The sequence below is a fragment of the Herbidospora solisilvae genome, assembly GCF_009901565.1.
GTDB lineage: Bacteria > Actinomycetota > Actinomycetes > Streptosporangiales > Streptosporangiaceae > Herbidospora > Herbidospora solisilvae.
This window is the reverse complement of sequence record NZ_WXEW01000010.1, coordinates 150504-163220: the sequence shown is the minus strand read 5'-3', so window position 1 is coordinate 163220 and position 12717 is coordinate 150504. Positions and strand designations below refer to the sequence as shown.

The window sequence follows — 12717 nt, the reverse complement described above, 5'->3', positions numbered from 1 at the left end:
GCTACAAGGTGGGGTTCCTCGGTTAAACACGGGCGGCCGCGAGGCTGGGAGAGGTCCCGGTGGCGTGGCGTCGCAGGTAGCAGAACCAGGTCAGAACGAAGCAAATGCCATAGAAAATGGCGAAAGCGGTTATCGCCGCCCCCGCTCCCCCGGTCGCGGCGATGGACGAGCCGAACCCGCGGTTGATGAAGAACCCGCCGAAGGCGCCGACCGCGGAGATGAAGCCGATGGCCGCCGCGGCGTCCCGGCGTCCGGCCGCCAGGGCGTCGTCGTAGGCCGTGGTGCCCGGCTCCAGGCCCTCGATCGCCTTGGCCCGGAAGATCGCCGGGATCATCCGGTACGTCGACCCGTTGCCGACCCCCGCGGTGCCGATCAGCAGCAGGTAGGCGGCGAAGAAGAGGCCGACGTTGTGGGCCGCGAGGCCGGCGTACACGAGGAGGACCGCGCCCGCCATCGCGGCGAAGTTCCACAACGTGACCGCCGCGCCGCCGAGCCGGTCGGACAACCAGCCGCCCACGGGCCGGATCAGCGAGCCGAGCAGGGCGCCCAGGAACGCCAGCGAGGTCAGCCCCGACTGCTCGGGGAACTGTGAGGTGAGCAGCAGCGGGAAGGCGGTCGAGTAGCCGATGAACGAGCCGAAGGTGCCGATGTAGAGGACCGACATGATCCAGGTCTGCGGCTTGGCCGCCGCCTTCGCCATCTCGCGCGGCTCGGCCTTGGCGACCGTCAGGTTGTCCATGAAGAAGTAGGCGCCCACCGCCGCCGCCAGGATGAACGGCACCCAGAACAGCCCGGCCGCCGCCAGCCCGAAGGCGCCGATCACCAGCGGCATCACCAGCTGCACCGAGGAGACCCCGATGTTGCCTCCGGCCGCGTTCAGGCCGAGCGCGGCCCCCTGCTTGGACTGGGGGTAGAAGTAGGTGATGTTCGCCATGCTGGAGGCGAAGTTGCCGCCGCCCAGCCCGGCGGTCGCGGCGATGACGAGGAAGATCCAGTAAGGTGTCGCCGGGTCGCTGACCGCCACCGCGAGCAGCCCCGCAGGCACGAGCAGCAGCAGCGCGCTGACCACCGTGAAGTTACGCCCGCCGAACTTCGCGGGCCCGAAGGTGTAGGGCAGCCGCAGCGCCGACCCCACCAGGTTCGGCAGCGCGACGATCCAGAACAGTTGGTCGGTCGTGAACTCGTAGGCGCTCAGGCGTACCGCGACGATGCTCCACACCGTCCAGAGCGTGAACCCGAGATGCTCGGCGAAGATCGAGAAGATCAGGTTGCGGCGGGCGACCCGCCGCCCTCCGGCGGCCCAGAAGTCGGGGTCGTCCGGGCGCCAGTCGGCGATCCAACGTGCCATGAGGGGGTCCTTCCTCGGTTTCCAGGGTTGCCTGGAACGTAGGAGGCCGCCGTTACGCACACTGACGATCGGTGACGGTGCGCCCGTTAAGTGGGTCGCACGTACGAAACAAGAAACTCACACGACGCACCGACGCAACGCCGATTTAACCGCGATTAGGGCAAGAGTGGGCCGGGCATTTCGTTGTGGTGTCGCTGGCGAGACGGGGACGGCCGTAGGCCGGCCGTGGCTCGCGCTGGGAATCTGCCTGAAGGAACCGCCGCGGGGAGCGTGCTGTGACTGCTCATCAGATCGTCCCGTTCACCGATCCAGCGCTACGGACCGTAGCCCAACACGTCACCACCTTCGACAAGGAGCTGCGTGAGCTGGTCAAGTCGCTCACGCTGACCCTCCGCGCGGGCGCCGGACGGGCCGGGCTGGCCGCGCCGCAGCTCGGCGTCCCCCTCCGGGTGTTCGCCTTCTCCCTCGACGGCCGGGCGGGCCACATCGTGAACCCGCGGCTGGAGACCTCCGAGCGGAAGGTCGTCGCCGACGAGGCCTGTCTGTCCGCCCCGGGGATCTGGTGGCCCCTGGAACGATCCTTCTCGGTCACCGCCCGGGGCCGTGACATGTTCGGCAAGCCGGTGACCGTCCGGGCCGTCGGCCTGCTGGCCCGGGTGCTGCAGCACGAGGCCGACCACCTCGACGGGATGTTGTTCAGCGACCGGCTGGCACCCGAAGAGCGGGAGAAGTTCCTGGCACAGGTGTGATGCCCGGTTTGGGCGCGGCGTTCCTGAGGTATTCATCCTACCTGTCACGCTGTGTAACCGAAGTGAGACGCGGACGGCCGAAGGCCGGCTGCGGCTCGCGTTCTGAATCTGCCTCGAAAAGACCGTCTCCTCCCGCCTCTCGGAGGAGCGCGCATGCCCCTGGACCGCCGCCACGTCCTCTCGCTCGGTTTCTCTGTGGGCATCGCGGGCGCCGCGGTCCCCCTGCTGGGCGCCGCGAGAGCGGGGGCCGCGCGGGGGCCGATCCGGCCCCGCATCCACCAACGGCTCGAATGGGGGGCCCGGGAACCCCAGGAGACGGCGACGATCCTGCGCCGGGCCCCCGCGTACATCGTGATCCACCACACCGCGACGTCCAACACGATGGACGACAGCCTGGAGCACGCCTACCGCCTCTCGCGGGCGATCCAGAAGCACCACATGCGCCGCAACCGGTGGGACGACATCGGCGAGCAGTTCACCATCAGCCGGGGCGGCCACATCATGGAGGGCCGCAACCGCACCCTCTTGGCCGTCTCCCGCGGCATGCACGCCGTGGGCGCCCACACCGCCGACCACAACCGGACCACGCTCGGCATCGAGAACGAGGGCACCTACGCCCGGACCAGCCCGCCGCTGCCCCTGCTCGGCTCGCTGGTCAAGCTGACGGCGTGGTTGTGCGCGATCTACGACCTCGACCCGTACGAGTCGATCGTCGGCCACCGCGACCTGAACAACACCCGCTGCCCCGGCGACTACCTCTACGACCTGCTGCCCGAGCTGCGCGAGCGGGTGTGGCACCGGATGGTCGGCCGCCGGTTCGACCCATTGATCTGGGAGCTGGAGCAGGCGACGCTGCCGCGCCGGGGCGTGATGTTCGCCGAACGGCCCGACCGCGTATTCGATCATGGCCCCGCGATCGGATTCTCGGAGACCCTGACCGAAATCGGTCGTCACGGTTGACCGAAGTGATCAATCTTGCTCAGATGTATACATCGTTCTAATACACCTGGAATGTGGACGTACATGCACCTAACGTCCAACGAGGGAACTTCCCGGTGATGTGAGGTGGGGGCCGAATGAAGATCTTCTTTACGTCCTGGCGTGTTTCGGCGGGATCTCCACCCGGCATGAGATCAGGACATGTAGCGTCTTAGCGCTCCTTGTTTCGGCCGCGTTCCGGTCCGGACACATCCGGACGGACGCGGTTCCCAAGGCGAGCCCATCCCTGGTACGTTTCACGTCCTCGCAGCTCGCGATGGCAATCGTGCCCCCTTTGCAACGACGCAGCACGCACCTTGCCCCGGAGGATCCCCGCACCATGAATCCCGAGAGCAGCATTTCTCGTCCTATATCCCATTTAGGGTCATTTACCACAATCACCCCTTTAATGGCGATCGCACCTCGGGTGAGCGTCGTGGTCCCGGCGATGAACGAGGCCGAGAACCTGCCCCACGTCTTCGCGACGCTGCCCCGGTGGGTGCACGAGGTCGTGCTGGTCGACGGCGACTCGACCGACGACACGGTCGCGGTGGCGCGGCGACTGCGCCCCGGGCTGCGCGTGGTGACCCAGCCGGGCCGGGGCAAGGGCGACGCGCTGGCCGCCGGGTTCGCCGCCTGCACCGGCGAGATCATCGTGATGATCGACGCCGACGGCTCGACCGACGGCCGGGAGATCGTCCGCTTCGTCGCCGCGCTGGTCGCCGGGGCCGACTACGCCAAGGGCTCCCGCTTCACCCACGGCGGCGGCAGCGACGACATCACCCTCGGCCGCCGCCTGGGCAACCTGCTGCTGTCGGGCCTGGTCAACCTCATCTACGGCACCCGCTACACCGACCTCTGCTACGGCTACAACGCGTTCTGGGCCAGCGGCCTCGACGTCCTCTCGCCCGACTGCGCCGGTTTCGAGGTCGAGACGCTGATGAACATCCGCGCCGCCAAGGCCGGCCTGAAGGTCCACGAAGTGCCCAGCCACGAGCGCGGCCGCATCCACGGCACCAGCAACCTGCGCACGTTCCGCGACGGCTGGCGGGTCCTGAAGACGATCCTGCGCGAACGCGACACCCGGCTCCCCGCGCCCGCACGCGTGAACACGGACACCGGAGTCCCCGCCGACCAGGGCGCGGCCTGACCACGGAACCCCACGACCGGTGCCGCAGGGCGCCGGCCGACCCGCCGCTTCGAGAAACGCCCGGTGCCGACAGGTGCCGGGCCGCCCGCCCCGACCCGTGACGACTGAGAACCGGTGACCGAGACGCTTCGCCGGCGGTTGCCCGCCGACCTTCAGGATCCGCTGCTGCGCAACGCCTACGCGCTGGTCGTCAACGCCGGCATCGGGGCGGCGCTCGGCGTCGGCTACTGGGTGATCGCGGCCCGGCTGTTCCCCGCCGCCGACGTGGGCGAGGGCCAGGCGCTGATCAACGCGATGCGGATGCTGGCGGCGCTCACCTCGTTCGGGTTCGTGGGGGCGCTGACCCGGTTCGTGCCGGAGACCGGGCGGGCGACCGGGCGGTTCGTCGGCGCGGTCTACCTGCTGGGCGGCGGCCTCGGGCTGGTCGCCACGGCGGTCTTCGTCGTGGCGACCAAGGACGAACCGGGCTTCCGCATCCTGTGGGGCTGGGTGCCCGCCGGGGTGTTCGCGCTGGTCGTGATCGTGTGGTCGGTCTACACGCTGCAAGAGGTGGTGCTGTCGGCGCTGCGGCGCTCGACGTGGGTGCCCGTGGTGAACGTCGCCGTGGGGTTCGTGAAGGTCACCGCCGTGGCGGCCTGCGCGTTCCTGGTCGCGGCGCGGGGCGACGTGGTCTCGTGGCAGGTGTTCCTGGCCTGGATCGTGCCCTGCGCGCTGGCCGTTCTCCCCGTCAACTACCTGCTCTTCGTACGCGTCATCCCCCGCCACGTCGCCGAGACGGCGCACCGGACTCCCCCGTCGCCGAAGAGGATCGCCCGGTTCGCCGGAGGCGACTACTTCGGCTCGGTGTTCACGCTGGCCGCGATCTACCTGATCCCGGTCGTGGTGGCCACCCAGGTCGACCACCGGACCTACGCCTACTACGGCATCGCGGTCACCGTCGGCGGCCTGCTGGAGATCTTCGCGTTCACGATGGCGACCAGCCTGACGGTCGAGGGCTCCTTCGACCCCGCCGCGCTGGGCCGCAACACCCGCCGGGCACTGCATCGCAGCCTGACCGTGCTGATCCCGTTGATCGTCGTGGTGGTGCTGGCCGCGCCGCTGGTCCTGTCGGTCTTCGGCGCCGAGTTCGCCGACAACGGGAGCACCCTGCTGCGGCTGATCGCCCTGGCCACGCTGGCGCGGGCGTTCGTCGAGCTCTACCTCGGCGCGCTGCGGGCCCTGGGGCGGGGCCGCGCGCTGCTCTCCATCCAGGCCGTGCGGTGCGCGCTGGCGCTGGGGCTGACGTGGCTGCTCTTACCCCGCCAGGGCATCGAGGGCGTCGGCATCGCGCTGGTCGTCACGCAGAGTGTCATGGCGGCGGCGGTGGCCCCCGCGCTGTTCCGGCTCTGCCAGCCGAAAGGTGCAGAAACAGATGCCGTGCCCTCGATCGAACCCCCACCGTCGCGGCACACCTCCGACGACTCGGAAACGGTGGACACCATCAAACCCGTAGCCCTCCCTTTCGGCGGCATCCGCCGGCTGACCACGTCGAGAATCACCGACCCGATAGTCGACGGGCCCGACGGAGAAGACAACGCCGTCGAGAATTCCGCGAAAGACGACAATGACAACGGTGGAATTCCGGCCGAAGAAGAAGCGGATCCGGAAATCGAAAAGGCCGGAGAATCCAACGGGCCGGAAACGCCCGAACCTCCGCCCGTCGCCGAGAAGAATGCCGACCGGGACGATGCCGATTCCGGGCTGGACACCGATGAGTCAGCGAATTCGGGTCTGATCCGGGTCGTCGCCCCCGGATGGGACGTCGCGCCCGCCGGTGAGCTCGTCGTGGTGCCCGAGCGGGTGACCCCGCCGAAGAGAAGCGGCCGGCTGGCGGGCGCGGCGCTGCTCATGAGGCAGCCGCGTGAGTGGCTGGGCGCCGTCATCACGGTCCAGGCCCTGGTCATGTACGTCTTGGCGATGAAGGCCCGCCCCACCGGGCTGGTCGGCGTGGACCTCTACGCGATGACCGGCCTCGGCCTGGTGTCGGTCATGCCGCCGGTCGCCCTGCTGGCCGTCGCGCTCCTCATCCTGAGCTTCTTCGACACGCTCACCCAGCAGCGCAACCGGCCGGTCCTGCTGCTGTTCCAGATCCTGGCCGTCCTGTTCGCCCTGCACGGCGCGGCGGTCCTGGTCGAGCCGCTCCCCCGCTTCCCGGTCGCCTGGACGATCGGCGGGTTCGTCGACTACATCGCCCGGACCGGCGAGACCCTGACGGCCCTGGACGCCCGCTTCAACTGGCCGGGCTTCTCGGTCTTCTCGGCGTTCATGATCAGGGCGGCGGGGGTCGAGGACGCGGCGGCGCTGCTCAACTGGTGGCCGCTGATCTCGAACGTCGCCTACCTGATCCCCCTGGTCGTCATCGTCCGGCGGCTCCAGGCCGACCGCCGGGCCAAATGGCTGGCCCTGATGGTCTTCGTGGTGTCGCAGTGGGTGGGGCAGGACTACTTCTCGCCGCAGGGCATGACGTACCTGCTCTATCTGCTCTTCGTCGCGATCCTGGTGACCTGGTTCCTGCGCGTCGACCCGGCCTCGTCGTTCTGGAGACGCCGCTGGACGCTCATCCCCGGCGAACGCGCCCCCAGGAAGAGCACCGTCGCCGACCGGGTCATCATCCTGGTCCTGATCGTGATGATCTTCGTGGCGACCGCGACGTCCCACCAGATCACCCCGTTCATGATGTGCGGAGTGCTGCTCGGCTTCGTGGTGTTCCGGCGGACCCGGCTCAGCTTCATGATGGTCGTGCTGTTCGGCGCGATCGTCGCGGCGTACGTCAACTACATGGCCGTCGCCTACTGGTCGGGCCACCTCGACGCGATGGTCGGCTCGGTCGGCCAGGTCGGCGGCAACCTCACCTCGCAGACCACGGGCCGGATCAGCTCGACCAACCCCGAACGCCTGGTCGTGCTCTACACGCGGCTGGCCATCACCGGGGTGATCCTGGGCCTGGCCGGGCTGGGCCTGCTGCGCCGGCTGAAGAAGGGCATCGGCGACCGGGTCGTCTTCGTGATGATGGTCGTGCCGGTGTTGTCGCTGGCCATGCTCAGTTACGGCGGCGAGCTGGGCCTGCGCGTCTACCTGTTCACCCTGCCGGCCACCAGCATCCTCGTGGCCTACCTCTTCTACCCGGGCCTGCCCAGCAAGGTGCCGGCCAAGCGCCGCTTCCCGGTGCTGGCCACACTGCGTCCGGTCGTGGCCTGCGGTCTGGTGCTGGGACTCGCGGGCGCGTTCCTGCTGGCCCGGTTCGGCAACGAGAAGTACGAGTGGACGTCCCCGCAGGAACGCGCCGCCATCGACTACATCTACGAGCAGGATCTGGAGACCACCCGCATCCTCTACCTGGTCCCGGAGGGCGACGGCGGCTCGTCGATCTCGTGGAGCCTCACCGGGGTCGAGCGGGTGCGGCAGATCCGCGCGACGGCGGGCCGCGACCCGTACAAGGTCGACAACGTGGTCGAGCAGCTCCGCGACGCGGGCCCGGGCTCGTTCATCCTGGCCACCCGCAGCCAGGAGGCGTCGCTGGAGATCGACGCCAACTACCCGGCCGACTGGGGCCCGAAGATCCGGGTGTCGCTGGCCCAGCACCCTGACCTGAGGACCCTGGTCTGGAACGACGACGCGGCCGTCTACGCCCTAAAGGAGCAGCCGACCGGCCGCATCGCCCCCCAGCTGCGCGGCACCCCCTTCCGCATCGGCGAGACCCCGTGGACGCCCTACGGCCTGGTGGCCCTGGGGATCTTCGTCCTGATCGTGCTGACCCGGGAGGTCATCCGGATCCGGCAGCGCCCCGGCACCTGGTACTGGAGCCGGCGGCTGGCCTGGTTGTCGCTCCCGTTCCTGCTGCTCGCGGGCTGGGTCGTGCTGGAGAGGTTCATGCTGCTGAGCGTCTGAACCTCCTCTTACTTGCGTGATGCAATGGACCTAGGATGGGGGCATGCTGCCGCGTACGTACGAAGGACAGGTCTGTTCGATCGCCCGCTCGCTGGAGGTGGTCGGCGAGCGCTGGACGCTGCTCATCGTGCGCGACGCGCTGCGCGGCACCCGCCGGTTCGAGGACTTCCGGGCGAACCTCGGCATCGCCCACAACATCCTGTCCGACCGGCTCGGCAAGCTCTGCGAGGCGGGCGTCCTGGAGCGATCCCTCTACCAGACCCGGCCCGACCGGTACGAATACCAGGTGACGGCGGCCGGGCTGGACCTGTGGCCGGTCATCATGTCGTTGCTGCTGTGGGGCGACCACCACCGGGCGACCGAGGGCCCGCCGCTGCTGGTCCGGCACCGGGGCTGCGGCGGGTCGCTGCGGCCCGGGCTGACCTGTGACCGGTGCGGCCGGTCGCTCGGGCCGCACGACTGCGACATGGAACCCGGTCCGGGGGCTCAGCCCGCGGGAGCCAGCGTCAGTCCGGCCAGCCCGGCGTAGTAGGCGAACTTGAACGGATCGAAGAACTGATTCCGTTCGACGAGCGCGAGCAGGAGCCGGTGACGCAGCTCGGCGAGCGCCGGGGCCTGAGGGTGGCGGAGCAGCCCGTGCTCGACGATCCGCAGCCCGAGAGCGGGCTCACCGCGGTTCAGCAGTTCCGCCGCGGCCGCCGCGAAGGGCTCGGCTCCTCCGCCGCCCAGCAGGTCGAGCGCGGCGGCCCATTCTCCGGCGGAGAAGTGCTCCACGCCCGTTCCGTCGGGCTGCCAGTAACCCGACGCCTGGTGGTGTACACGCTGGAGGAAGCCGTCGCGGATGACCAGATACGGCGTGATCGCGGCGGGGTGGTCGCGCAGCGTCTCGGGCAGGTGGTCGAGGTCGAGCAGCTCGACCAGCGGACGTCCGGCGGCGACTCCCGCGAGCACGACGGCGTGCAGCTCGCGCAGGGCGGCCAGCAGGCCGGGGAGGGCCTCGACCGTGAAGTTCTCGGTCAGTGCGGTGTGCCCGTGGACCAGTGAGCGCGGCCGCAGCTCCTGGACGGTCGCGAGGGCCTCGAACAGACCCTCGGCCGACCCTTCGGGGAAGAACGGCGCGCCCAGGTAGGGCATGCACATGTCCCCGGTGAACACCACGCCCCGGTCGCGCAGGTGGACGAGCAGCCCGTCGGCGCTCTCCCCGCCGCGGATCGGGACGAGGCCGAACTCGACTCCGCCGACGGTGAGGGTCTCCGGGCGGCTGACGAGCCGGTCGGGCACGACGTGCTTGCGGTGTTCCTGGCCGTCCGGGAGCAGATAGGGGAAGGGCGGCGGGCTCGCGGCCTGGAGCGCGAGCTCGGCGGCGAACGCCTCCTGGGCGATGACCTGCACCCCTTCGCCCAGAAGGGCGTCGAGGCCGCCGATGTGGTCGAAGTGGGCGTGGGTGAGGATCACATGGGTGATCGGCCGGTCGGTGACGGCGCGCAGGTCGCGGAGGGCGGCCTTCACATGACCCGGGTCGCTGCCGGCGTCGATCGCCACGACGCCCTCGCCCGTGACGACGAACCCGAAGTCGGCGAAGTCGTATCCCTGGGCGACGTGCACGCCGGGCGCCGTCTCCACCAGGCGGGGAGGGCCGAAGCGCAGGCCGTGGCCGGGGTCGGCGAGGTAGTCGGCGACCAGGGCCAGATCGTGGTCGTGGCCGACCCGCCCGCGCGCCTCCCGGGCGTCGTGCGGGCGGCCCGCGCACGCGTAGCCGCGCGCCAGCGCCCACTGGACGGCGTGCATGAACCCGGGCGGGAACTGGTCGCGTACCGCGAGGACGAACTCGAGGTCGGCGATCACGGTGTCGGCGCGGCCGGCGCAGCCGGGCAGGGCCGCCAGCGTGGTGCCCCGGAAGTAGTGCGGCAGGCCGAGTTCGCGTTCGGCCGCGGCGTCGAGGGCGGCGAGCGCCTCCTCCTCCGGTCCGGCGAGGTGGACGCCGAAGACGCCGGTCAGGCTCTGGATCAGCGCCGAGCCGGGCCGCTCGGCGGCGAGCGCGCGGAAGTGTTCCAGACCCTCGCGGTACCGCCGCGCCGCCAGAAGCTGGACGGCCAGCAGGACGAGCAGACGGTCGGGAACACCTGGCCAGGTGGTGGCGCGCAGCAGTGCCCGGCTCTGTTTCACAACGTCTCCCTAGTCGATAGCGTGATAAAAGTAACTGTAGACGTTGCTACTTGCATCACACAATCGACTGCGAAATCTAGGTGCCGCTGCCCCGGGCCTGCACCCTGCCGATGACCCACTCGCCGGAGACCAACCGGGAGGTGACGGCCAGGGCCGCGTAGGTGCGCGGCTCCAGCGGCGAGGCGGCGAACGCCCGGCGGGCCCACTTCAGCGAGCGCCCCCAGTCGCGGGCCATCGAGCTCTCGAAGGCCACCTGGCCCGCCAGGCGGGCGTATCCCCGGCGGTCGCGCCGGAACTCGGGGTAGTGGTCGAGCAGCCACTCGTGGGAGTCGGCGATCATCGACCAGCGGCCGTAGAAGTGGGAGCCCTCGTGGGGCGGGACCTCGACGAGGATCTCCGGCACGTAGGGGATGGGCGCGTGCCGGGCGCAGCGCAGCAGCAGTTCGTAGTCCTCGGCGAAGCCGCGCGGGATCTCCTCGGAGAAGATGCCGACCGGGCCCAGCAGCAGGGGGCGGCGCATCAGGAACGACGACGTGGTGGCCGCCGGGATGCGGGAGCGCAGCAGGTCGTCGAAGGTGATGTGGGCGGACGGCCAGAGGCGTTCCTGCGTCGAGACCATGCCGCACGACACCAGCGCGGCGTCGGGGTTCCGGTGCAGGGCCTCGACCTGGAGGCGCAGTTTCGACGGGCGCCAGGTGTTGTCGTCGTCGCAGAAGGCCACCAGGTCGTCGGAGGCCGCCAGGATGCCGCTGTTGCGGCTGCCGGCCACGTTGGGCACCCGTTCGTTGGTCGTCCAGGTCACGCGGCGGTGCGGGTCGTCCGACAGGACCTCCTTGTCGGGGTCGCACCGGTCGAACACGACGACGGCGGTGACGTCGCCCTCGTAGTCCTGCGCCCGGATCGAGGCCAGCGCCTCGCGCAGCATCTGGGGGCGGTTGCCGGTCGTGCAGACGACCACGCTGACCGGCGGGCGGTCGGTGTTCTTCATCGGGTGACCCACCGCACCTCGTAGGACTTGAGCGTCAGCCGCTTCCCGTCGACCGTGGCCGTGGTCTCCTCGCCCCGGGTGTTGACGACGACCATCTTCTTCGCCGAGGCCAGCAGCCGGAGCGACGGGTGGGCCGACGGCACGCTCACCAGACGGGTGCCGGCGGGGAACCACTTCGCGAAGTCCTGGAGCATCGTCAGGGCGGGCAGCGCCTTGCCGGCCCCGGGCTGGTCGAGGTTGGTCCACAGGCAGCCGTCGCACTCGGGGCCCTCGCCCTGCGGCGACCAGTAGAGGGCGGCGGCGGTGCCGCTCCTGGCGAACTCGATCATCGCGGCGGCCTGGACGGCCAGGCGGCGGCCCGTCGTCCAGTCGGACTCGGCGGGCTCGAAGTACCACTCGGCCCACCAGACCGGCAGGTTGCTCTGCTTGCGCAGCCACGCGTTGACGGCCGAGAACTTCGCCAGGGCGGAGAACTCGTCGGGATACATGCCCTTGGACGACTCGGAGGTGCCGTCGACGACCAGGAAGTCGGCGCCGTGCTTGTTCTTCAGCCAGAACCGGATGGCGTCGAGGCCGCGCTGGTCCTGACTGCCCCACGGGCCGGAGACCTCGGACTTCCAGCCCGGCCGGTCGGTGACGTTGATGTAGGGGCCGCCGACCTGGATCTTCGGGTTGACCTTCTTCAGGGCGTCGTACACGAGGTTGTACATCTCGGTGTAGCCCTCGTAGTCCCACCGCTTCAGGCCCTCGTTGAAGAAGCCCTTGAACTCGTTCCAGACGATGAAGTGGCGGACGTGGGGGTAGCGCTTGGCCGCGGCGGCGGCCAGGTTCGCGAAGTCCCGGTAGTGCTCGCGCAGCGGCGACTGGGTGAAGTTGTTCTCCCAGTCGGTCTCGCCGGGCTCGCCGCCGACCATCCAGTCGGGGGCGCAGCAGAGGGTGATGACCGGCAGGCCGCCCGACCGCTTGATGGCGGCCATCCGGCTGTCCATGGACTTCCAGTCGTACCTGCCGGGCGAGGGCTCGGGGTTGAGGGTGCCGAAGCCCATGATGTGCTGGTTCTGGATGATCCGGCCGCGCGCGAGGCTCCTCTCGGCGACGGCCGTCACGTCGGGCGGGCCGGAGTCGACGCTGAACCGGGTGTGGGAGAAGCCCCACACGGGGAACCCGGCGGGCGCGCCGCCGCCGACCACGATCGGCTTGGCCGCGGCCGGGCCGGCCACCGCCTCGGGCGGCGGGTTCCCCTGGTCGCCTAAGGGCTGCCACGGCACGGCCGGGGGCCCGGACATCGCCAGGACGAGCGCGCCGGCCGCGCCGGCGACCGTGACGGTCGCGAAGAGCATGACGAGCCTGGTGCGGAGGGAACGGCGCGCGTGACGCCAGTGCCGCCGATTCTCTCGTGCCACCCGGCCAC

General features: G+C 70.1%; 9 protein-coding genes. 5 read left to right on the top strand and 4 right to left on the bottom strand.

The window, feature by feature from the left end; genetic code table 11:
• Positions 1-22 precede the first annotated feature (22 nt).
• Positions 23-1348, bottom strand: a complete 1326-nt coding sequence (locus GT755_RS31325; RefSeq protein WP_161483185.1) for an MFS transporter — start codon at positions 1346-1348, stop codon at positions 23-25.
• A gap of 275 nt (positions 1349-1623) precedes the next feature.
• Here GT755_RS31325 and def point away from each other — a divergent pair, with 275 nt between their 5' ends.
• The 5 genes from def (at position 1624) to GT755_RS31300 (ending at position 8681) form a co-directional block, all read left to right on the top strand.
• On the top strand, positions 1624-2097 hold the full coding sequence (def, locus tag GT755_RS31320) for a peptide deformylase (RefSeq protein ID WP_161483184.1): 474 nt from the start codon (positions 1624-1626) through the stop codon (positions 2095-2097).
• Between the two features lie 153 nt (positions 2098-2250).
• Entirely contained in the window at positions 2251-3057 is an 807-nt protein-coding gene (locus tag GT755_RS31315) for a peptidoglycan recognition protein family protein (RefSeq protein ID WP_161483183.1), read from the top strand.
• A 427-nt stretch (positions 3058-3484) separates the two neighbouring features.
• Positions 3485-4225 (top strand): glycosyltransferase family 2 protein, encoded by a 741-nt coding sequence (locus GT755_RS31310; protein ID WP_235967808.1) that lies wholly within the window; start codon positions 3485-3487, stop codon positions 4223-4225.
• Between the two features lie 114 nt (positions 4226-4339).
• Complete coding sequence (locus tag GT755_RS31305; RefSeq protein WP_161483181.1) at positions 4340-8152, top strand: lipopolysaccharide biosynthesis protein; 3813 nt, start codon at positions 4340-4342, stop codon at positions 8150-8152.
• A gap of 43 nt (positions 8153-8195) precedes the next feature.
• Positions 8196-8681 carry a winged helix-turn-helix transcriptional regulator gene (locus tag GT755_RS31300; RefSeq protein WP_161483180.1) on the top strand — a complete coding sequence of 162 codons (486 nt, stop codon included), beginning with the start codon at positions 8196-8198 and terminating at the stop codon, positions 8679-8681.
• On the opposite strand, the gene GT755_RS31295 is transcribed toward GT755_RS31300, so the two are convergent.
• From GT755_RS31295 to GT755_RS31285, 3 genes are all read right to left on the bottom strand, one after another.
• Positions 8639-10318: an MBL fold metallo-hydrolase gene (locus GT755_RS31295; protein WP_161483179.1), complete on the bottom strand. Its 1680-nt coding sequence runs from the start codon at positions 10316-10318 to the stop codon at positions 8639-8641. The two genes, GT755_RS31300 and GT755_RS31295, sit on opposite strands and share 43 nt — an antisense overlap.
• A gap of 76 nt (positions 10319-10394) precedes the next feature.
• Entirely contained in the window at positions 10395-11306 is a 912-nt protein-coding gene (locus GT755_RS31290; protein ID WP_161483178.1) for a glycosyltransferase family 2 protein, read from the bottom strand.
• Positions 11303-12709, bottom strand: a complete 1407-nt coding sequence (locus GT755_RS31285; RefSeq protein WP_161483177.1) for a GH39 family glycosyl hydrolase — start codon at positions 12707-12709, stop codon at positions 11303-11305. Before GT755_RS31285 ends, GT755_RS31290 begins: the two co-directional genes overlap by 4 nt.
• Positions 12710-12717 lie beyond the last annotated feature (8 nt).

Bases quoted from the DNA above. Each gene is read 5' to 3' on its own strand.
- GT755_RS31310 (WP_235967808.1), top strand. From the start codon at position 3,485: ATGGCGATCGCACCTCGGGTGAGCGTCGTGGTCCCGGCGATGAACGAG.
- GT755_RS31300 (WP_161483180.1), top strand. From the start codon at position 8,196: ATGCTGCCGCGTACGTACGAAGGACAGGTCTGTTCGATCGCCCGCTCG.
- GT755_RS31315 (WP_161483183.1), top strand. From the start codon at position 2,251: ATGCCCCTGGACCGCCGCCACGTCCTCTCGCTCGGTTTCTCTGTGGGC.
- GT755_RS31290 (WP_161483178.1), bottom strand. From the start codon at position 11,306: ATGAAGAACACCGACCGCCCGCCGGTCAGCGTGGTCGTCTGCACGACC.
- GT755_RS31325 (WP_161483185.1), bottom strand. From the start codon at position 1,348: ATGGCACGTTGGATCGCCGACTGGCGCCCGGACGACCCCGACTTCTGG.